This window comes from Streptococcus sp. CL6.22 (assembly GCF_049738055.1).
GTDB lineage: Bacteria > Bacillota > Bacilli > Lactobacillales > Streptococcaceae > Streptococcus > Streptococcus mitis_DJ.
Genome location: NZ_JBKOTV010000017.1, coordinates 1 through 21,248, shown reverse-complemented (window position 1 = coordinate 21,248; position 21,248 = coordinate 1). Strand labels below are relative to the sequence as shown.

The window sequence follows — 21,248 nt, the reverse complement described above, 5'->3', positions numbered from 1 at the left end:
TAAGGGAAATAGAAAAAAATCATAAATCAAGACTAAAAGTCTACAAAGAAAAAAATCGAAAGGGAAATTACAATGGAACGAATCATTCATGGAGATGTCTTATCACCAATCTTGGCTTATATGCGTCTAAAGGGGCAACACAAGGTTATTTTAGAAAGTATTCCGAGAGACAAGGAAACCGCTCGTTTTTCTATCTTAGCCTATAATCCAGTTTTTGAGATTAAGTTTGAAAATGGAGTTCTTTATCAAAATGGTCAAGTGATTGATCGGGATCCCTTGGATTTCCTTTATGAAGTGACTCATAAGAACCAGCACCATTCAGACCTACCTTTTGGTGGGGGAGCCATTGGATTTGTTGGCTACGATATGATTTCGCTTTATGAAGAAATTGGTCAAATTCCTGAAGATACAATTGGAACTCCAGACATGCATTTCTTCGTCTATGAGAGTTACATGGTCTTTGACCACAAGAAGGAAAAAATCCATGTCATAGAGGATGCTCTTTATAGTGAGCGTAGCCAAGAAGACTTGGAAGAAGCCTTGAACCAAGTGCTTGAGGAATTACGCATTCCTGCTCCAAATGAATTTGAAGACTTGGATCTATCTCCACTGGACTTCAAACCCCATATCGCTCCTCAGAAGTTTGAGGAAATGGTGGAAACAGCTCGTGACTTGATTCGTAATGGCGATATGTTCCAATGTGTACTCAGTCAGCGCTTCTCAGCAGAAGTTACTGGAAATCCATTTGACTTCTACAGAAATCTCCGCGTGACTAATCCTTCTAATTACCTTTATTTCTATGATTTTGGGGATTATCAAATCATCGGAGCTAGTCCAGAAAGTTTGGTTTCTGTCAAAAATGGCATCGTGACAACCAATCCGATTGCAGGGACACGACCAAGAGGCGCTACGGATGAAGAAGATAAGGATTTGGCGACAGACCTGCTTTCGGATGAGAAGGAAACAGCAGAGCATCGGATGTTAGTAGACTTGGGACGTAATGATATTGGTCGCATCTCTGAAACGGCCAGTGTCCAAGTCACTAAGTATATGGAAGTGGAGCTTTTCCGTTATGTCATGCATTTGACCAGTGTGGTCAAGGGGCGTTTGCTTCCAGAACTCACTGCCATGGATGCTTTGAAAGCAACACTTCCTGCTGGAACCGTTTCAGGAGCACCAAAGATTCGAGCGATGAGACGCATTTATGAACAGGAAACAGAAAAACGTGGCGTATACGCAGGAGCAATCGGCTACTTGTCTGCGACGGGTGATATGGATTTCGCCATTGCCATCCGAACGATGATTCTCAAAAATCAAACAGCTTATGTGCAGGCTGGGGCAGGGATTGTCTACGACTCCATTGCCCAAAACGAATACCAAGAAACCATTAACAAAGCAAAATCTATGACTAGAATTGGAGAACTAAGACCATGATTTTATTAATTGACAACTATGATTCTTTTACTTATAACTTGGCCCAATACATTGGGAATTTTGCAGAAGTTCAGGTCTTGAGAAATGATGATCCCAGGCTGTATGAAGAAGCTGGAAAAGCAGATGGTCTGGTCTTTTCGCCCGGTCCTGGTTGGCCAGTTGATGCTGGAAAGATGGAAGACATGATTCGTGATTTTGCTGGCAAGAAGCCGATTCTTGGGATTTGTTTGGGCCACCAAGCTATCGCAGAAGTCTTTGGCGGTAAGCTAGGCTTGGCTCCCAAAGTCATGCATGGGAAACAGAGCAATATCAACTTTGAAGCGCCATCTGTTCTGTATCAAGGTATCGAGGATGGCCGTGCAGTCATGCGTTACCACAGTATTTTGATTGAAGAAATGCCAGAAGACTTTGAAGTGACAGCTCGTTCGACTGATGACCAAGCCATCATGGGAATTCAACATAAAAATCTACCGATTTATGGCTTCCAGTACCATCCAGAGAGCATTGGAACGCCAGATGGCTTGTCTTCTATTCGGAATTTTATCGAGAAGGTTGTAAAGTGAGGAAACTAGGATGAAAGAGATTATTGAAAAACTAGCAAAATTTGAAAATTTATCAGGTGTGGAAATGACGGATGTCATTGAGCGTATCGTAACTGGCCGTGTAACGGAGGCGCAGATTGCTTCTCTCCTTTTGGCTCTTAAGATGAAGGGGGAAACACCTGAAGAGCGCACAGCCATTGCTCAAGTCATGAGAGGCCATGCCCAACACATTCCAACTGAAATTCATGATGCCATGGACAACTGTGGTACAGGTGGAGACAAATCCTTCAGCTTTAACATTTCCACAACTGCAGCCTTTGTCTTGGCTGGTGGCGGTGTTCACATGGCCAAACACGGTAACCGCTCGATTTCTTCTAAATCTGGTTCTGCAGATGTCCTCGAAGCCTTGGGTATCAACCTAGATCTCAAACCAGCTGAACTAGGTAAGGTCTTTGATAAAACTGGAATCGTCTTTCTCTTTGCTAAAAATATGCACCCAGCAATGAAATACATCATGCCAGCTCGTTTGGAATTGGGAATTCCAACCATTATGAACTTGACTGGTCCCCTGATTCACCCAATGGCCTTGGAAACACAGCTTCTTGGAATTAGTCGTCCAGAACTTCTAGAAAGTACAGCTCAGGTTTTGAAAAATATGGGTCGCAAACGTGCCATCGTGGTTGCTGGGCCAGAAGGACTGGATGAAGCTGGTTTGAACGGAACAACCAAGATTGCTCTTCTTGAAAATGGCGAAATCACCTTGTCAAGCTTTACTCCAGAGGATTTGGGAATGGAAGGCTATGCTATCGAAGATATTCGTGGAGGCAATGCTCAGGAAAATGCAGAAATTTTGCTCAGCGTTCTTAAAAACGAACCAAGTCCATTCTTGGAAACTACAGTTTTAAATGCAGGTCTTGGTTTCTATGCTAATGGTAAGGTAGCTAGCATTAAGGAAGGAGTTGCCTTGGCACGTCAAGTGATTGCTAGTGGCAAGGCCCTTGAAAAACTCAGACTGTTACAGGAGTACCAAAAATGAGTCAGGAATTTTTAGCACGAATCTTGGAGCAGAAGGCGCGTGAGGTCGAGCAAATGGAGATGGAGCAAATCCAGCCCCTGCGCCAGACCTATCGCTTGGCTGACTTTTTGAAGAATCATCAAGACCGCTTGCAGGTAATTGCTGAAGTTAAGAAAGCTAGCCCTAGTCTGGGAGATATCAATCTCAATGTGGATATTTTGCAACAGGCCCAGACTTATGAAGCGAACGGAGCAGTGATGATTTCGGTTTTGACAGATGAGGCTTTCTTTAAAGGTCATTTGGATTATCTACGGGAGATTTCCAGTCAGGTACAGATTCCAACGCTCAACAAGGACTTTATCATCGATGAAAAACAAATCATCCGAGCTCGCAATGCAGGTGCGACAGTCATCTTGCTCATTGTGGCTGCCTTGTCAGAAGAACGCCTCAAGGAACTTTACGACTACGCGACAGAGCTTGGTCTGGAAGTCTTGGTGGAAACCCACAATCTAGCTGAACTAGAAGTAGCTCACAGACTTGGGGCTCAGATTATTGGGGTCAATAACCGAAACTTGACCACCTTTGAAGTTGACTTGCAGACCAGTGTAGACTTGGCAAAACACTTCAAAGAAGATTGCTTGTATATTTCTGAATCGGCTATTTTCACAGGGCAGGATGCAGAGCGAGTAGCACCATACTTTAACGGCATTTTAGTAGGGACAGCTCTCATGCAGGCAGAAGATGTAGCCCAGAGAATCAAGGAGTTGCAGATTGACAAAGGTTAAAATTTGCGGATTATCGACCAAGGAAGCGGTGGAAACAGCCGTTTCAGCAGGAGCGGACTACATCGGTTTTGTCTTTGCACCTAGTAAAAGACAAGTGACCTTGGATCAGGCTTCCGAGTTAGCTGAAATCATTCCTGCAGATGTAAAAAAGGTTGGGGTATTTGTTTCACCAAGTCGGGCAGAACTGCTAGAAGTCATTGATAAAGTTAGCTTGGACTTGGTTCAAGTTCACGGTCAGGTGGCGGATGATGTGTTTGAGGATTTGCCTTGTGCTAGCATTCAGGCTGTGCAGGTAGATGGAGAGGGTCATGTGCCCAATTCTCAGGCAGACTATCTACTCTTTGATGCTCCTGTGGCTGGGAGTGGACAGACCTTTGACTGGGCTCAACTGGATACGACTGGACTCGCTCAGCCCTTCTTTATCGCAGGTGGGCTTAAGGAAGACAATGTAGTACAAGCAATTCAACACTTTACTCCCTATGCAGTAGATGTATCGAGCGGAGTGGAGACAGATGGACAAAAAGATCATGAAAAGATTAGAAGATTTATAGAGAGGGTAAAGCATGGCATATCAGGAACCAAATAAAGATGGATTTTACGGAAAATTCGGAGGACGTTTCGTCCCAGAAACATTGATGACAGCAGTTTTGGAGTTGGAGAAGGCCTACCGTGAAAGTCAGGCAGATCCAAGTTTCCAAGAGGAATTAAACCAACTCTTGCGTCAGTACGTGGGACGTGAAACTCCTCTTTACTATGCAAAAAATTTGACCCAGCATATTGGCGGAGCCAAGATTTATCTCAAACGGGAAGACCTTAACCATACAGGAGCCCACAAGATTAACAATGCCTTGGGACAAGTTTTGCTTGCCAAACGCATGGGTAAAAAGAAAATTATCGCAGAAACAGGTGCTGGTCAGCACGGTGTGGCAACTGCAACAGCTGCAGCCCTCTTTAACATGGAATGTACTATCTATATGGGTGAAGAGGATGTTAAACGCCAAGCCCTTAATGTGTTCCGTATGGAGCTTTTGGGAGCAAAGGTTGAGTCAGTGACAGATGGTTCGCGCGTGCTCAAGGATGCGGTCAATGCAGCCCTTCGTTCATGGGTGGCCAATATCGATGATACTCACTATATCCTAGGTTCTGCCTTGGGGCCTCATCCTTTCCCAGAAATCGTTCGTGACTTCCAAAGTGTCATCGGTCGAGAAGCTAAACAACAGTACCGCGACTTGACAGGTCAAGATTTGCCAGATGCCCTAGTAGCCTGTGTTGGTGGTGGTTCTAATGCCATCGGTCTCTTCCATCCATTTGTGGAAGATGAGTCTGTAGCTATGTATGGAGCTGAAGCAGCAGGACTTGGTGTGGATACAGAGCACCACGCAGCAACCTTGACCAAGGGTCGTCCAGGTGTTCTTCACGGTTCCCTTATGGATGTGCTCCAAGATGCCCATGGTCAAATTCTTGAAGCCTTCTCTATCTCAGCAGGTTTGGACTATCCTGGTATCGGTCCAGAACATTCTCACTACCACGATATTAAACGTGCCAGCTATGTTCCTGTGACTGACGAAGAAGCCTTGGAAGGATTCCAACTCTTGTCTCGTGTGGAAGGAATTATCCCAGCCTTAGAATCTAGTCATGCTATCGCCTTTGCGGTGAAATTGGCCAAAGAACTGGGACCAGACAAATCCATGATTGTTTGTCTATCAGGTCGTGGAGACAAGGATGTGGTTCAAGTTAAAAATCGCTTGGAAGCAGACGCAGCAAAGAAGGGAGAAGATCATGCCTAAGACATTAACAGAAAAATTGAACGCTATTAAAGCAGCTGGGAAAGGAATTTTTGTTCCCTATATCATGGCTGGAGACCATGAGAAAGGTTTGGATGGACTCGGAGAAACAATCCACTTTTTAGAAGATTTGGGTGTCTCTGCCATTGAAGTGGGCATTCCCTTTTCAGATCCAGTTGCAGACGGACCTGTTATCGAAGAAGCTGGCTTGCGCAGTCTAGCTCATGGTACTTCGACACAAGCTTTGGTTGAAACCTTGAAAACCATTGAAACAGAAGTACCACTTGTCATCATGACCTACTTTAATCCCCTCTTTCAGTACGGTGTGGAGAATTTTGTCAAAGATTTGGCAGATACAGCGGTTAAGGGCTTGATTATCCCAGACCTGCCTCATGAGCATGCCAACTTTGTAGAACCATTTCTGGCAGACACAGACATCGCCTTGATTCCTTTAGTAAGCTTGACCACAGGGATTGAGCGCCAGAAAGAGTTGATTAAAGGGGCAGAAGGCTTTGTCTATGCCGTTGCTATCAATGGAGTGACAGGGAAATCTGGCAATTATCGCGCAGACTTGGACAAGCACTTGGCACAATTGCATCAAGTGGCCGACATCCCAGTATTGACAGGATTTGGCGTATCTAGTCAAGCTGATGTTGAACGCTTCAATGCGGTGTCAGATGGTGTTATCGTTGGTTCGAAAATTGTAAAAGCCCTCCACCAAGGAGAGCCGATTGAGGACTTTATCAAACAAGCAGTAGCTTACCAAAAATAATCACACAAGCAGCAAGTAAGAGGAAAGGCACGAAAGGAAGTCTTTCCTTTTTCTTTTGTAGGAGAAAGGCAAGAATCCCTGTAGCAGAAGCGAACTGAATCAAGATCAATAATTCGGTTACGCTAAAGACGAGAGCACAAGAAGCCAGAAAGAGGAAATCCCCTGCCCCCATGCGGATATCGATAAAATGCGCCAAAATTCCAAGGACAAGGAAGAAGACCATGACTAGATTCCAACCAGAGCAGACCATTAGGAGTAGATGAAAGACAATCCAGACCAGTAAGGGGTATTCCTGATGGCGCAAGTCGTAGATCCCCAAGGTCAAACCCGCAGTGATTAGGATGACTTGCCCCAAGGGAAGCAATTCCCAAGAGTAAAGCAGAAAGATAAGTCCTAAGCCTAGTTCAAAGAGGACATACCAGACTGGATAAGGAGCCTTGCAGTAGCGACAGCGAAAGCGATTGAGCACCTGCGAGAGAATAGGAATCAAATCTAAGGGACGCAAGCGAATCTGACAAGAATCGCAGTGACTGGCTGGACTGATAATGGATTGCTCAGGAAAACGGTCAATGACTAAACCAAGAAAGGAAGCGAGAATGCTCCCGACAAGAAAAAAATAAAAATTAATCATACTTATCTATTCGTAAAAATTGGGAGAAGTAGTATAATGGAGAAACATAGATAAGATGGTGAGGTCAAGATGACAATTCGTTTTGAAGAAAAGGTGAGCACAGAAAACGCTCAATTCGTATGCCAATGGTCCAACTCTCTTGGCAAATCCTTTCAAGAACAATGGATGGGAACAATGATTCCTTTTCCCTTGACAATTCAAGTCTTGCAAGATTTGGAAGGAATCTTTTCTATCTTTGATGGACCAGAGTTTGTCGGGCTTATCCAGAAAATCAGGCTAGAAGACAGTAATCTTCATATCGGACGCTTCTTAATCAATCCCCAGAAACAAGGGCAGGGCTTAGGTAGCCAGGCTTTGAGGAAATTTGTTAGTTTGGCCTTTGAGAATGAAGACATAGATAGTATTTCTCTAAACGTCTACGAGGCAAATCAAAGAGCTCAGAATCTTTACCGAAAAGAAGGATTTGAAATCGTTCAGATGGTTGAAACACCTATACGAAAATACATCATGAAAAAGGGGAGATAGAAAGCAAATATCCTTGAAATCAATGTTGACTGCGATTATGAACCTGAATCAGCCCCTCAAAAGGGACTGTATGTGAATGAACGTTACCGGTGTTTAAAAACTAAAGAATATCAGGCACTTTTATCTTTCAAGGGTAGACAAATTTTCGCTAAACGTAAGATTGATATGAAATCTGTCTTTGGGCAGATAAAGGTTTGCTTGGTTATAAGAGATGTCATCTGAGAGGTAAGCGTAAAGTGAGAATTGACATGGGATTTGTACTCATGGTCAACAACCTTCTGAAATATAATAAGAGAAAGAGGCAAAATTAAAAAGCTAGAGTTCCGCAATTGGAAATCTCTAGCTTTTTATTTTCTGAGAATCATCTTAACTCAGACTCTTTTGACTAATGTTACTAAAAAGATAAAGTAACTTTTAGCCTTATTTATTGTCGCCACTCAACATGTTTTTAACACCTTCGATAGCACCTTCTACAGCGTCTTTGGCATCTTCAGCAACTTCTTTTACTTTAGAAACAACTTTTTCAGCTGCTCCTTCTTTTTCCATTTTTTCATCACCGATGGCTTTTCCAACACCTTCTTTAATAGAACCTTTAGCCTGATTTAATTTTTCTTCTACTGACATGATAATTTCTCCTGTTATATTTATTTTATCTTAGTTTACACGAGTTTTTTCGTGAGATACTACACCAGTTGTTGCACCTTTAACAGCTTCTACACCTTCGCTAACTTTTTCTTGAACAGTTGAGAAACCAGATCCAAGACCAGCTTTAGCTTTTTCGAATTGTTCTGAAGCGAATTCTCCTGTTGATTCAGCAACGTCAGATACGCGATCTTGAAGGCTTACTGAGTCTGCTTCATGTTGTTCTTTAGTTTTGATGTCGACAACGTTTACGTTGATTTCAACAACTTCCAAGTCAGTCATTTTAGCAACTTCTGAAGATACGATTTCTCTGATTTCTGAATATAAAGCTGGAACATTTTTTTGGTACTCAACAATAACGTTTAAGTCAACTGCAACTTGTGTTTTACCAACTTCTACGTTAACACCACTTGTTACGTCATCGCTGTTAATGATTTTTTCTTTAAGATTTGAGAAGAAACCACCGTCGATTCCCAAAAGACCTGAAACGTTTTCTAGTGACAGACCAATGATTTTTTGGATAACTTTATCTTCGTAAGTAAGTTCCCCTTTGATTTCGTGAGCTACAGCAGTAGCATCTTTCTTTTCTACGTTAGTGTTAATGTTTTTTTCGTTTGACATATGAAACTCCTTTGATTAAATTAGTAATTTTTATTTATTTATTTATTTATTTATGTATTTATCTATCTATATAGTTTTTTTCGATATATAATCCAGCTGCAACTCCCAGTGCTCCTAAAATCAATACAAATATTGTTTTGAAGAAGCCAAAGGAGATAATCAAACAAGCGAGAAATACGCCTATGAGACCAGCGATAATTGGATATCGATATTGTTTAAGCCATTCCATTTTTTACTTCCTTACTTCACACGACTAACAGTCTTTTTGTTTTGAGGTTTTGGTTTAGGCTGGTAGTCTTTTACTAGAACTTCTAGTTTAACCTGACGCTCAATACCAAAAAACTGCTTCAATCCATTAGTTATTTCATTTTGAATTAGTTGGCATCTGTCAGCGATGTTGTCCGAAGGAAGAATTTTACCTTCTACATGAACGAAACATTTATTTTTTCGTAAATTTACATGAACAGTTGGGTTCTTGATCAATCCATGATCACTTACCAAACTTCTAACAAAACCTTCGATTGCAGAATTCTTTAATTTTAATGTATCATTTTTAGTTTCAAGTTGAATTTCCAAATAACGTTTAGGATAAAACAACACAACTAACATCGATAACAAAACTAAAGTTGATAGAGCCACTATCCCCCAGAATATATATCTAGAGAGATAGAATTCAACGAAATGATTCTGTCTCCAGCTAAATAGCTGAATGCCTAGATCACTAACTTGATGATAATCTATCAAAACAGGAAGGAAAATTGTCAAGATTAAAATACAGAAAATAATGAAACATATTTTCTTTGCTTTTGACATATACAATCCTTTCGATTTAACATTTAAACTATTTTTCTCGTCATTGATTTAAAAATAGTTTGCTAACTTTACTGGCGAAAAGTTTACTTTCTACCTGTAAAGAATGATACTACAGTAACAACAATTGCTGTTCCTGCAATAGATGGAATCAAAGCCATTCCAGCGATGGATGGGCCCCAACTACCTAAGAGGGATTGTCCTACAGATGACCCGACTAAACCAGCGAATACATTTGCGACGATTCCCATAGAACTACCTTTTTTAGTGATTCTACCTGCTACAAGTACAATAAGACCTCCAGCAATGATTGACCACAATATTGCTTACCCTCCTTTTTTATTTTAATATCAAAAAATAAATCAATTCCTTTGATTATCGCTATTATATAATTTTAATATAAAATAATCAATTATTTTGCTTATTATATAATTTTAATATAAAAAAATCAATTATTTTGGTTATTATATAATTTTTAAAATTAAAAATATAATCTTTCGACTTGAATTTGATTCTGTATTTACGCCCTCAATAGACGGTAAAATAAGAAAATTGTTTATATATTGCTCCCGTAGTGTTATTATACGAAATAAAAGATTTTAGGAAAAGTCGTTATATCATGCTATACCTATTCTTTGTGGTATAATTGCAAGAGGTTTAATCCGATAATTCATAAAGAGAGAAAGACATTCATGAGAGATTTATTATCTAAAAAAGTCATAGGCAATTAGAATTATTAGAATTATTATTTGAACATAAACGATGGTTTCATCATTCTGAACTAGCAGAGTTACTAAATTGTACAGAACGTGCAGTCAAAGATGATCTATCTAATGTTAAATCTGCTTTTCCTGACTTGATTTTTCATTCTTCTACTAATGGTATACGCATTATTAATACCGATGATAGTGATATTGAAATGGTTTACCATCATTTCTTTAAGCATTCAACTCATTTTTCGATTTTAGAATTTATCTTTTTTAATGAAGGTTGTCAAGCTGAAAGTATTTGTAAAGAATTTTATATCAGTTTATCTTCGCTCTATCGTATTATTAGCCAAATCAATAAAGTGATTAAAAAGCAATTTCAATTTGAAATCAGTCTGGCTCCTGTACAAATCATTGGAAATGAGAGAGACATTCGTTACTTTTTTGCACAATATTTTTCAGAAAAATATTATTTCCTAGAATGGCCATTTGAAAATTTTTCGTCAGAGCCCTTGTCTCAATTGCTAGAATTGGTTTATAAGGAAACAAGCTTTCCAATGAATTTGTCAACTCATAGAATGCTAAAATTGCTCCTAGTTACGAACCTATATAGAATAAAGTTTGGTCATTTCATGGAAGTAGAGAAAGACTCTTTTAACGATCAAAGTTTGGATTTTTTAATGCAGGCAGAAGGAATAGAAGGTGTTGCTAAGAATTTTGAATTAGAATACAATATCTCTTTAGATGAAGAAGTTGTTTGCCAATTATTTGTGTCTTACTTTCAAAAAATGTTTTTCATAGATGAAAGCCTCTTTATGAAATGTATAAAAAAGGATAGCTATGTTGAAAAATCTTACCATCTATTGAGTGATTTTATTGATCAGATTTCAGTCAAGTATCAGATTGAGATTGAGAATAAGGATAATCTGATTTGGCATCTGCATAATACCGCACATCTGTATCGTCAAGAGTTGTCCACTGAGTTTATTTTATTTGATCAAAAAGGGAATACAATCAGGAACTTTCAAAATATTTTTCCTAAATTTGTTTTAGATGTAAAAAAAGAGCTTTCTCATTATTTAGAGACTCTTGAAGTTTGTTCTAGTTCAATGATGGTAAATCATCTATCTTATACCTTCATCACTCATACCAAACATTTGGTGCTTAATCTACTACAAAATCAGCCAAAGCTGAAGGTTCTGGTTATGAGTAATTTTGATCAGTATCATGCAAAATCCGTTGCAGAGACACTTTCTTATTATTGCAGCAACAATTTTGAACTTGAAGTTTGGACTGAATTAGAATTATCAAAGGAATCTTTAGAAGAATCGCCTTATGATATCATCATTTCTAATTTTATTATTCCTCCGATTGAAAATAAGAGACTGATCTATTCAAATAATATAAACACGGTCTCACTCATATCTTTGTTAAATGCCATGATGTTTATTCGATTAGATTAGTAACCTAAAATAAAAAATGCTATTTCGCGTTTTGAACTGTACCTCAAAAGTTAGACAGAAAAAATCTAATTTTTGGGGTGTTTTTATTAAGAAAAGACCTTCAATCATTTAAGCAAAATGTACATCTAAATTCATAGCCTTCTAAAACTCTTGCTTTTTTTGTAGAAGATACGAAAAAGCCTTGATTCCAAGGTTTTTCCTGTTTTATGTAGATGTTTACACATGAAAATTGAAGTATTTTCAAAAGCTAATTGGAGTGATTTTATTAATGATGGGATAAATGATCTGGCCAAAAATGATTGAGAAATAGTTGCCAAAAAAACGTTTGCATGATACTATATATTGAAAGGAGGTGATAATATGGTAGAACGAAAAAAATCAATTACCATGAAAGATGTTGCTTTAGAAGCAGGAGTTAGTGTTGGAACAGTTTCACGTGTGATTAATAAAGAAAAAGGCATTAAAGAAGTAACTTTAAGGAAAGTTCAAAGGGCTATAAAAACATTAGACTATATCCCTGATAATTATGCTCGAGGTATGAAAAAGAATAGAACAGAAACTATCGCTTTGATTATTCCGAGCATATGGCATCCATTTTTCTCGGAGTTTGCCTATCATGTTGAGAAAGAGTTATTAAAATATAATTATAAATTATTTATTTGTAACGCTGATAGTGATTCACAAAATGAAATCGAATATATCGAAATGTTGAAACAAAATAAAGTGGATGGAATTATTGGTATTACATATTCTGATATTGACAAATATATTTTATCTGATTTACCGTTTGTAAGTATAGATAGACATTTTTCGGAAAATGTATGCTATGTTACTTCAGCAAATTACAAAGGAGGACAAACTGCAGCAGAGGAACTGGTTAGAAGGGATAATAAGCACCTTGCTTTTATTGGTTCAATTAATATGTATGAGAATGAGACTATACTCAGAAGTAAAGGATTCAGAGAAAAAGCTAAGGAATTAGGAGTAGATGTCTATAATTTTGAAATGAAAGAACCTTTAATAAATCCTGAAGATCAGATAAGAATTTTTTTGCAATCTCATAAAGAAATTGATGGTATATTTACAATAAATGATATGATGGCTCTGAGAGTTATTAGTGTTATGAAAGAACTGGGGAAAATAGCACCTGATGATTACCAGATAATTGGGTTTGATGGTTTAAAAACTTCTGTCGATCAATCTTATCTAGTGTCTACAATAGTTCAAGATATTGGTATGATGGCAAAAGAATCTGTTGCAATGATACTGAAAATGATTAAGCGAGAAGAGATTCTAGAAAAACGAATCGTAATTCCCACATATTTTTGGGGAGATAAAACAACAAAAAAAATTTAAACAGCACTTGACAAAAAATGAAAGCGCTGTTATAATATAAACTATAAATGAAACGTTTCAAAAACAAGTTGAAAAACTTGTTTAAAAATAAATGAAAAATGAAACGTTTCAAAAAGGAGGAAAAATATGCGTAAAGGTACAATGTTATCTGTTGTTGCGGGGCTATCGTTAGCTATACTTGCAGGTTGTAGTGGAGGAACTAACTCAAAACAAGCGAGTTCTTCAAATGATATTAAAGTCTGGGTACAATTCTCTGACGAAACCAATGAAGGAAAAGCTTGGCAAAAAGTTGTTGATAACTTTAATCAATCAGGAAAAAGTAAGTACAAGGTTGTAACTGAGTATATTCCTCGTAGTGGTAGTGGTGGAGGATATGAAGACAAGGTTAATGCTGCTATCACGACTAATAGTCTTCCAGATGTTATTACCCTTGATGGACCAAATACGGCAGCTTATGCAAAATCTAAAGTGATTACTCCGCTAGATGATTATCTAAAAGATAATAATATGGATGATGTTTTGGACAGTATTAAACAACAAGGAACTTATGATGGCAAATTCTATGCATTTGGATTTTCTGAATCGAATGTTGGTGTTTATTACAACAAAAAAATGTTCAAAGAGGCCGGAATTGCGGAATCAGAGCTTCCAACGCTAGAAAAACCATGGACATGGGATGAATTTAATACGATTGCTAAAAAATTGAAAGATCATTATAACAAACCGGCAATTGATTTTCGTATTAATTCAAACGATGAAATGTTACCATATGCTTATATGCCGTTGATTTGGTCAAATAATGGTTCTGTCGTAAACGAAGATGGAACAAAGGCAGAAGGATACTTCAACTCAAAAGAGAGTGTAGAAGCAGTTCAATTCATTCAAAATCTTGTAAAAGAAGGTTACACAACTGTTAGTCCAGTCGAAAAAGGTTTTGAAACAGGAGAGTATCCAATGCTTTTGAGTGGTTCTTGGACGATTGCTGACATGAATACAAACTACAAAGATATTGATTTTGGTATCCTTCCTTACCCAGTATCTAGTAAGACGAAAAAATTAGTATCCCCTTCAGGTAGTTGGCAATTAGCTGTTACGACAAAATCTGATAAAAAAGAGGCAGCATCTGAATTTGTTAAATTTGCTACAAATACAGAATCAAGTGAAATTATTAGCTTGGGGAATTCGGTCCTTCCGATTCGTAAATCTACAATTGAAAATATCAAAGATAAAGTGACCGAACCAATGCGTTTCTTGATGGAACAAAATTCAAAAACAGCTCATGCTCGCCCAGTTGTCGTAGCATATCCTCAGGTTTCTCGAGCTTTTCAACAAGCAATGCAAGATATTAGCTATTATGAAGAAAATCCAAATGTGCAAAAAGTCTTGGATACTCGTACAAAAGAAATGCAAACTGCTATTGATCAGTCACTCAAATAATCTGTAAAAAGGAAGGAGGAAGGAAAATATTTGGAACTACCTTCCCCTTTCTTGTTAATAGCCTAGTTTGATATATATGATTAAAGGAGATGGATATGAGTAAAGAAACTGTTGTGGATACAAAAAGACGTGAAAAAATAAAGGATAACATACTAGGTTATAGTTTTTTAGCTCCAGCTTTAATTTTATTAGGTATCTTTTTAGTAATTCCAGTTGGAATGGTCATTTATTACGCTTTTACAGATTATTATTTGTTGACACCAGATGAAAGAAAATTTGTTGGACTTGAAAATTTTATTCGATTAATAAAGGATCCGATTTTCTTAAAGAGCTTCTTGAATACGTTGAAATTTGTTGTTTGGATTATTCCAGTTCAATTGGGAGCAGCCTTAGGAATGGCTTTGATTGTTAATAAAAAGCGCAAAGGGAATATGTTTTTTAAAGTGGCTTTTTTTGCTCCAGTTGTCATGTCCTTGGTAGTTATTTCTATTCTTTGGCTTTATCTTTTAAATCCAAATAGTGGCTTATTAAATGCTATTTTAAATAAGGTAGGTATTGCTTCTCAACCTTTCTTGACTAGTCCTAAACAAGCTATGTATGCAATTGTTTTTGTTTCTGCTTGGCAGGGTGCAGGTTATCAGATGCTTTTATTTTTAGGAGGAATGCAGAATATTCCACAAGATGTATATGAAGCTGCTGAATTGGATGGATTCTCAAAATGGGCTCAGTTTCGTTATATCACGATGCCCCTACTAAAACCAACAGCACTGTTTGTATTGTTAACAACTTTAATTTCTGCTTTTAAGCTGATTGTACAACCAATGGTTATGACGCAAGGTGGGCCATTAAACTCAACAATTACTATGGTGTACTATATTTATCAACAAGGTTTTACTGATCGTCTTGTAGGATATTCTAGCTCAATCGCTTTAGTATTTACAACGTTAATTGGTATGATTAGCTTAGTACAACGTCGCGTTCTGAAGGAGGATGACTAAGATGAAACGATTTAAACCAACAACAATCTTAGAATATATTCTGTTAACTTTATTGGCAGGACTCTTCCTTTTTCCTATGGTTTGGATGGTAGTTTCAGCTATGAAGCCAGAAGCGGATGTTTATAAAAATTTGACTAGTTGGCAAGCCTTCTTACCAAGTTTAAATCCCGCTGATTGGTTTAAACCTTATCAGGAAGTATTTGAGCGCTTTAGTATTTTTACATATCTAGGGAACAGCATTTTTTATGCTGGAACGTTTGCTATTGGTTCTATTATTGTCAATGCACTGGCCGGTTTCGCTTTTGCAAAAGTAAATTTTTCAGGTAAGAAAATTTTATTTGGTTTCTTACTTGCTTTACTTATTATTCCAGTAGAAACTGTGTTAATTCCACAATTTACCATTATCAATTCCTTAGGTTTGGTCAATAATCGTCTTGCAGTTATTATTCCAGGATTGGCGAGTGTATTTAATATTTACTTATTTAGGAATTTCTTTATTGCAATTCCAGAAGAGATTCTTGAGTCTGCAAAGATGGACGGAGCAAGTATCGTTAGAATTTTCTTTAGAATTATGCTTCCAATGTCTAAACCTGCAGTTGCTACAGTTGGTGTTTTATCATTTATTTCAAGCTGGAATGATTATATTTGGCCATTGATGGTTTTGACAGATTCTTCTAAATTTTCAATGCAGGTTGCAATTACAACTATTAATACAACTCAACCAGTTTATATCAATCAGGTAATGGCTGTATTAACTATTTCAACGATTCCGTTGATTTTGGTCTATGTAGTCGCTCAGAAATATATTGTTCAAGGTCTGGGTGGTTCCGGAACTGGAATAAAATAGGATATACTTATGATAAATAAAACATTTACAGTAGAAAAAGCCAATCGTTTTATAGCAGAAAATAAACATCTTGTAAATACTCAATATAAGCCTGAAGAACATTTTTCAGCTGAGATTGGCTGGATCAATGATCCAAATGGATTTGTCTATTTTCGTGGAGAATACCATCTCTTTTATCAATTCTATCCTTATGATAGTGTTTGGGGACCTATGCACTGGGGTCATGCTAAAAGTGAGGACTTGGTGACTTGGGAGCACTTGCCGGTGGCACTTGCTCCTGACCAAGATTATGACCGAAATGGTTGCTTCTCAGGCTCTGCCATTGTCAAGGATGATCGCCTCTGGCTCATGTATACTGGGCATATCGAAGAAGAAACAGGTATTCGTCAAGTGCAAAATATGGCATTTTCAGATGACGGGATTCACTTTGAAAAGATTGAACAAAATCCAGTTGCAACTGGAGCAGACTTGCCAGATGAGTTAATTGCAGCTGATTTCCGTGATCCAAAACTCTTTGAAAAAGATGGACGCTATTACTCCGTAGTAGCTGCCAAACACAAGGATAATGTGGGCTGTATCGTTCTACTAGGGTCCGATAACCTAGTAGAATGGCGGTTCGAATCCATCTTTTTAAAAGGGGTAGAACACCAAGGCTTTATGTGGGAATGCCCAGATTACTTTGAGTTAGATGGGAAAGATTGCCTTATTATGTCACCCATGCGTTATCAGCGTGAAGGAGACTCATATCATAACATCAACTCATCGGTTTTGTTCACGGGTAAGGTAGATTGGGGAGAAAAACGCTTTATCCCAGAATCAGTTCAAGAAATTGATCATGGCCAAGACTTCTATGCGCCTCAAACATTGTTGGACGATCAAAATCGTCGTATCCTGATTGCTTGGATGCAGACATGGGGGCGTACCCTTCCAACCCATGACCAAGAACACAAATGGGCATGTGCCATGACTTTACCTAGAATTCTAAGATTGGAAGATGGCAAACTAAGACAATTCCCTGTTAAAAAAGGCCAATATCAAATCCAAATAGATAAAGATTGTCATTACCACTTAGGAAATGATACAGATTATCTTGAATTTGGTTATGACAGTAATGCGCAGCAAGTTTACATTGATCGTAGCCATCTTGTTCAAAAAATTCTAGGTGAAGAAGAGCAGGACACTAGTCGACGGTATGTGGATATTGAAGCTAAAGAATTGGAAGTTGTTCTAGATAAAAATTCCATCGAGATTTTTGTCAATCAAGGCGAAGCAAGCTTGACTGCAACTTATTACTTAACAGCGCCAGCTGAGCTATCACGAATTGATTAAAAATTAAGTTATTTCTCCTAAAGAAAAAGTTCTCTTTCTAGTAAAATGGAAAGAGAACTTTTTTCTAATTAAGCAGAGCATATTTCTGTTTAAATAACTCAATTTTATCGTTACAGTAAGTGATTAAATCTTGAGCTTTCTCAAAAGTATAGCCTTTTTCAGATACAGATTTCACTTTCTTCTCATCAAAATAGTAGCCAGTCAGACCAGTGATTTCTTCTGACAATGTAAGATAGTAACCTGTCTCAATTCCCTCGTCTAGATTTTTGGGAAATGACTTCATCAAGCGTCCGAAGAGAGACTTTTTCGTCTTTTCATCACTGGAATCATTCCCTAAGTTGGTTGAAATCAAGCCTGGATGGTAGGCATTGATGGTGATGCTTGAACCTCTTAAAAAGAAGTCTCTTGCCAGGTAGCGTGTCATCCAAATAGTGTAAAGTTTGGAATTATTATAGGCCAATCCGGGATTATAGTTGTTCTCAAATCCAAAGTCTAAATCCTTGACCTTGGCAAAATGATGCATATAGGAAGAAGTATTAATGACACGGCCGTCAGCTGCTTTTTCTAACAAGGGACTTAGCTCAGTTGTTAAAATATAGGGAGCCAGAACAGATAACATAAAGGTTAACTCGACATTTTCAGCACTCGCTTTTCGTTCTTTTCCAGCATACAGGCCTGCATTGTTAAACAAGACATCAATACTTTGAAAGTCTCGCTTGATGTCCTCTACAAATCGATAAATATCATCTAATTTAGAAAAATCTGCCAAGTAGCTAGAAACTCGGCCTCTCAAGGAAATTGCGCGAACCTCTTGAAGTGCCAGCTCAAGTTTCTGAGGATTTCGACCATGGAGGATGATATGATGGCCTTGGCTGGCGAATTTCTTTGCTAAATGTTTACCGATACCGTCAGTAGCACCTGTAATCAGAATTGTTTTGACCATATTAGTCCTCTAAGAAAGCTATTAGTTCTGTTGAAAATTCGTCTGCATATTGGAAGATCGAACCGTGACCAGCATTTGGATAGATAATCAGCTTGCTATCTTTTATTTTCTCATGCATATCGTAAGAATTTTCCGTCGGAACCTGCATATCCTTATCCCCGTTGACGATTAAGGTTGCTTGGGTGATAAATTTTAGGTCGTCTTGAGGCTCTTTCCCCCAACGTTTAATAGCTTTGAGTTGAGTTAGGAATCCTGATAGGTTCATGTCTTTATCCGCAAATTCCTTTGTTCTCATCCCCATTCGTCCGAGGACTTTCAAAGCTTCAATTTTCCCTTGTTCATCATGATTATAGAAGATATAGCGTTTAGGATCGATGCGCTCGAGTCCCGCTTTAAACATAAAACTAAAGGTTTTCCCTGTGATCCTATCGACCTCTTTTCCACCTCGAGGTCCTGTTCCAGCCAAAATCAAACGATTGACTAGATTAGGATTTATTCGGATGATTTCTTGGGCAATCATACCTCCCATAGAAAGGCCAAGAAGATTGATTTTATCGTAACCAAGCGCTTTTATAAAGTCAATTGTCTGCTCAGCCATTCCAGGAATAGTCGGAGCAACTTTGCCTTGACTGGCTCCTACTCCAGGAAGATCGACTACAATGACATGGTGCTTTTCAGTAATCAGGTCTAAGAGTTTAGGATCCCAGTTATCGAGAGTTGCTGCCAAATGAACCAGCATCAGAAGAGGTAGTTTTGATTTGCCTTTACTAAGTTCGCGATAGGCAATTTGATTTCCTTGGACAGTGATGTATTGATTTTTTGTAGTAATATATGACATTGTGTTTTCCTTTTTATTTCTTAAAGCTGAGAACTGTTTTTCCACGTGAGCGACCATTAGCGACCTTGTCTAAGGCGATATTTACCTCTTCAAATGGATAGAAGACTGTATCGATAGAGGGTTTGATTTCTAATTTACTAAAGAGGTCAGCTACCTCTTGTAATTGAGCGCCATTGCTTTCTACAAAGATAAAATGGTAGTGGACGCCGTATTTGTCAGCCATCTTATCAAATTTGCGACCTGCTAAGCCAAGAATAATCTGTTTCCATTTTGGTAGATTCATGCGTTTGGCAAAGGCACCGTTTGGCATGGCACGAAGGGAAACAAGATGACCACCTTTTTTCATGATAGACATTTGTTTTTCAGTTTCAGCTCCACCGAGAGTATCGAGGACATAATCCACCTGGCTAACAGTTTTTGTATAATCCTCTGTTTTGTAATCGATAAATCTATCTGCTCCTAGTTTCAAGACACGCTCAGCACTATCTCCAGAACCGTTGGTAATGACCTTCAAACCTTTGGCCTTGGCAATCGGAATGGCCATGCCACCGACACCTCCAGTACCACCAGAAATAAAGATCGTTTTCCCAGCTTGAGCGCCCATGAGGTCAAGAGCCTGCATGATAGTCAAGGCAGTCAAAGGTACAGTAGCAGCTTCCTCGTCTGATAGATAGTCTGGAACCTTGGCTAAGGCTTGGCTATCGACAGCTAGGTATTCTGCAAAGGCGCCGATATGATCAAGTGGCAGACGGCCAAAGACACGATCTCCTACCTGAAAGTTGTTAACTTTCTTGCCAATGCTTTCAACGATTCCAACGACCTCATTACCTGCAGTTTGAGGAAGTTTGTAAGGAACAATCATCTTAACCTCACCACGAGAGATCATGTTATCGAGAGGATTAACTCCGGCTGCGGATACTTTCACCAAGACTTGTTTGTCTGTAATACTTGGTTTAGCGAATTCTGTGATGTTCAGTGTGATATTCTTTTTGTTATAAGTAGTGTGTTGTGCGGCTTTCATGTGATTTCTCTTTTCTTTTTTTATATAACTATATACTTGTATCTAATACAAGTATATGTTGTTTCCAGTAAAAACTGACTTGTTATCAAATCAGTTTCGGACTTGTTTAGCTTGTTTATATAGATTGTCAATGACATCTTCTAAAGTTTGATTTGCTAATTCCTTCTCTAATTGAGATTCGGCACTAGCGAAAAGCGGTGAAACTGCTCCTTGGATATGTTTTCCAACAGGGCAATCAGGATTGCTATTTTGATGAACAGGGAATAAACTAATGTGATTGATTTCTTGAGTAGCATAGTAGATCTCTAGTAAAGTCATTTTCTTTGGAGACTTACTGAGTTGATAACCTGTTTTTCCTTGCTGGGAATGAATCAAATCTGCATTTTTCAATAAGGCAATCACTTTTCGAATGTAACTAGCGTTAGTCCCAACACTAATAGCTAGTGCTTGAGAACTTAAGGTTTCCTTGCTTTCACTAATCATTGTTAAGATATGCAAAGCAACTGAGAATTTTGTATCCATATGAATCCCTCTCTTAATAAACTTGTATCAGATACAAGAACAAGTATAACATAAATTAAAAGAAAAGCAAGTCTTTTGTTTTAAATTTTAAAAAATTTTGAGTGCAATCAGATTAGAGCTGTCTGGGAAGGGTGTTCATAAAATTATACCGTTGATATCCATTAGTTGACCAAAAGTAGAACAGATACACAAAAAAGCCTTGTAAATCAAGGCTTTTTCCTGTTGT

At 38.1% G+C, this 21,248-nt stretch carries 23 protein-coding genes and 2 pseudogenes; 15 read left to right on the top strand and 10 right to left on the bottom strand.

Annotation, left to right across the window (positions count from 1 at the left end; translation table 11 throughout):
- The first annotated feature begins 72 nt into the window (after positions 1-72).
- Genes trpE through trpA form a run of 7 tightly spaced genes read left to right on the top strand, consistent with a single transcriptional unit; the run spans position 73 to position 6,332 of the window.
- The gene (gene trpE / locus ACLNCW_RS08960; protein ID WP_070526726.1) at positions 73-1,434 is read left to right on the top strand and encodes an anthranilate synthase component I; all 1,362 of its coding nucleotides are present in this window, start codon (positions 73-75) and stop codon (positions 1,432-1,434) included.
- Positions 1,431-1,997, top strand: a complete 567-nt coding sequence (locus ACLNCW_RS08955) for an aminodeoxychorismate/anthranilate synthase component II (protein ID WP_000601916.1) — start codon at positions 1,431-1,433, stop codon at positions 1,995-1,997. The genes trpE and ACLNCW_RS08955 overlap by 4 nt, the downstream gene beginning before the upstream one ends.
- Before the next feature lie 10 nt (positions 1,998-2,007).
- Complete coding sequence (trpD, locus tag ACLNCW_RS08950) at positions 2,008-3,012, top strand: anthranilate phosphoribosyltransferase (RefSeq protein WP_102211401.1); 1,005 nt, start codon at positions 2,008-2,010, stop codon at positions 3,010-3,012.
- Positions 3,009-3,776: an indole-3-glycerol phosphate synthase TrpC gene (trpC, locus tag ACLNCW_RS08945; RefSeq protein ID WP_424846093.1), complete on the top strand. Its 768-nt coding sequence runs from the start codon at positions 3,009-3,011 to the stop codon at positions 3,774-3,776. Before trpD ends, trpC begins: the two co-directional genes overlap by 4 nt.
- Entirely contained in the window at positions 3,763-4,362 is a 600-nt protein-coding gene (locus tag ACLNCW_RS08940) for a phosphoribosylanthranilate isomerase (protein ID WP_218493661.1), read from the top strand. Before trpC ends, ACLNCW_RS08940 begins: the two co-directional genes overlap by 14 nt.
- Positions 4,340-5,563 (top strand): tryptophan synthase subunit beta, encoded by a 1,224-nt coding sequence (gene trpB / locus ACLNCW_RS08935; RefSeq protein WP_218493660.1) that lies wholly within the window; start codon positions 4,340-4,342, stop codon positions 5,561-5,563. The genes ACLNCW_RS08940 and trpB overlap by 23 nt, the downstream gene beginning before the upstream one ends.
- The gene (gene trpA / locus ACLNCW_RS08930) at positions 5,556-6,332 is read left to right on the top strand and encodes a tryptophan synthase subunit alpha (protein ID WP_261043802.1); all 777 of its coding nucleotides are present in this window, start codon (positions 5,556-5,558) and stop codon (positions 6,330-6,332) included. Before trpB ends, trpA begins: the two co-directional genes overlap by 8 nt.
- On the opposite strand, the gene ACLNCW_RS08925 is transcribed toward trpA, so the two are convergent.
- Entirely contained in the window at positions 6,304-6,963 is a 660-nt protein-coding gene (locus ACLNCW_RS08925) for a prepilin peptidase (protein WP_261096339.1), read from the bottom strand. The genes trpA and ACLNCW_RS08925 overlap by 29 nt on opposite strands.
- Before the next feature lie 69 nt (positions 6,964-7,032).
- Here ACLNCW_RS08925 and ACLNCW_RS08920 point away from each other — a divergent pair, with 69 nt between their 5' ends.
- On the top strand, positions 7,033-7,488 hold the full coding sequence (locus ACLNCW_RS08920) for a GNAT family N-acetyltransferase (RefSeq protein WP_414302934.1): 456 nt from the start codon (positions 7,033-7,035) through the stop codon (positions 7,486-7,488).
- Positions 7,489-7,527: 39 nt separating this feature from the next.
- Positions 7,528-7,799, top strand: a pseudogene (locus ACLNCW_RS08915) (transposase); the annotation flags it as partial.
- A 109-nt stretch (positions 7,800-7,908) separates the two neighbouring features.
- Here the strand turns inward: ACLNCW_RS08915 and ACLNCW_RS08910 are convergent.
- From ACLNCW_RS08910 to ACLNCW_RS08890, 5 genes are all read right to left on the bottom strand, one after another.
- Positions 7,909-8,112 (bottom strand): CsbD family protein, encoded by a 204-nt coding sequence (locus ACLNCW_RS08910; protein WP_004262234.1) that lies wholly within the window; start codon positions 8,110-8,112, stop codon positions 7,909-7,911.
- Positions 8,113-8,142: 30 nt separating this feature from the next.
- A complete protein-coding gene (locus ACLNCW_RS08905; RefSeq protein ID WP_020901646.1) occupies positions 8,143-8,751 on the bottom strand; it encodes an Asp23/Gls24 family envelope stress response protein in 609 nt (202 codons plus the stop codon).
- A gap of 58 nt (positions 8,752-8,809) precedes the next feature.
- Entirely contained in the window at positions 8,810-8,980 is a 171-nt protein-coding gene (locus ACLNCW_RS08900; RefSeq protein WP_120718571.1) for a DUF2273 domain-containing protein, read from the bottom strand.
- Positions 8,981-8,991: 11 nt separating this feature from the next.
- A complete protein-coding gene (gene amaP, locus ACLNCW_RS08895; protein ID WP_020901648.1) occupies positions 8,992-9,564 on the bottom strand; it encodes an alkaline shock response membrane anchor protein AmaP in 573 nt (190 codons plus the stop codon).
- Positions 9,565-9,647: 83 nt separating this feature from the next.
- A complete protein-coding gene (locus tag ACLNCW_RS08890; RefSeq protein ID WP_414340712.1) occupies positions 9,648-9,884 on the bottom strand; it encodes a GlsB/YeaQ/YmgE family stress response membrane protein in 237 nt (78 codons plus the stop codon).
- 369 nt (positions 9,885-10,253) lie between these two features.
- Here ACLNCW_RS08890 and mgaSpn point away from each other — a divergent pair.
- The 6 genes and pseudogenes from mgaSpn (at position 10,254) to ACLNCW_RS08860 (ending at position 17,698) form a co-directional block, all read left to right on the top strand.
- A pseudogene (gene mgaSpn / locus ACLNCW_RS08885) lies at positions 10,254-11,731 on the top strand (virulence factor transcriptional regulator MgaSpn).
- Positions 11,732-12,091: 360 nt separating this feature from the next.
- Positions 12,092-13,087, top strand: a complete 996-nt coding sequence (locus ACLNCW_RS08880; RefSeq protein ID WP_261051620.1) for a LacI family DNA-binding transcriptional regulator — start codon at positions 12,092-12,094, stop codon at positions 13,085-13,087.
- 126 nt (positions 13,088-13,213) lie between these two features.
- Positions 13,214-14,524 carry an ABC transporter substrate-binding protein gene (locus ACLNCW_RS08875; protein ID WP_001225466.1) on the top strand — a complete coding sequence of 437 codons (1,311 nt, stop codon included), beginning with the start codon at positions 13,214-13,216 and terminating at the stop codon, positions 14,522-14,524.
- A gap of 95 nt (positions 14,525-14,619) precedes the next feature.
- The gene (locus ACLNCW_RS08870) at positions 14,620-15,522 is read left to right on the top strand and encodes a carbohydrate ABC transporter permease (protein ID WP_000032530.1); all 903 of its coding nucleotides are present in this window, start codon (positions 14,620-14,622) and stop codon (positions 15,520-15,522) included.
- A 1-nt stretch (position 15,523) separates the two neighbouring features.
- Positions 15,524-16,369: a carbohydrate ABC transporter permease gene (locus ACLNCW_RS08865; protein ID WP_000819520.1), complete on the top strand. Its 846-nt coding sequence runs from the start codon at positions 15,524-15,526 to the stop codon at positions 16,367-16,369.
- 9 nt (positions 16,370-16,378) lie between these two features.
- On the top strand, positions 16,379-17,698 hold the full coding sequence (locus tag ACLNCW_RS08860) for a glycoside hydrolase family 32 protein (RefSeq protein ID WP_424846080.1): 1,320 nt from the start codon (positions 16,379-16,381) through the stop codon (positions 17,696-17,698).
- Between the two features lie 64 nt (positions 17,699-17,762).
- On the opposite strand, the gene ACLNCW_RS08855 is transcribed toward ACLNCW_RS08860, so the two are convergent.
- The 4 genes from ACLNCW_RS08855 to ACLNCW_RS08840 all read right to left on the bottom strand — a co-directional run bounded on the left by ACLNCW_RS08855 (position 17,763) and on the right by ACLNCW_RS08840 (position 21,022).
- A complete protein-coding gene (locus tag ACLNCW_RS08855) occupies positions 17,763-18,641 on the bottom strand; it encodes an SDR family NAD(P)-dependent oxidoreductase (RefSeq protein ID WP_424846078.1) in 879 nt (292 codons plus the stop codon).
- 1 nt (position 18,642) lies between these two features.
- On the bottom strand, positions 18,643-19,479 hold the full coding sequence (locus ACLNCW_RS08850; protein WP_261051626.1) for an alpha/beta fold hydrolase: 837 nt from the start codon (positions 19,477-19,479) through the stop codon (positions 18,643-18,645).
- 13 nt (positions 19,480-19,492) lie between these two features.
- Complete coding sequence (locus ACLNCW_RS08845) at positions 19,493-20,500, bottom strand: NADP-dependent oxidoreductase (RefSeq protein WP_424846076.1); 1,008 nt, start codon at positions 20,498-20,500, stop codon at positions 19,493-19,495.
- Positions 20,501-20,590: 90 nt separating this feature from the next.
- Positions 20,591-21,022: an Rrf2 family transcriptional regulator gene (locus ACLNCW_RS08840; RefSeq protein ID WP_000379854.1), complete on the bottom strand. Its 432-nt coding sequence runs from the start codon at positions 21,020-21,022 to the stop codon at positions 20,591-20,593.
- Between the last annotated feature and the right edge of the window lie 226 nt (positions 21,023-21,248).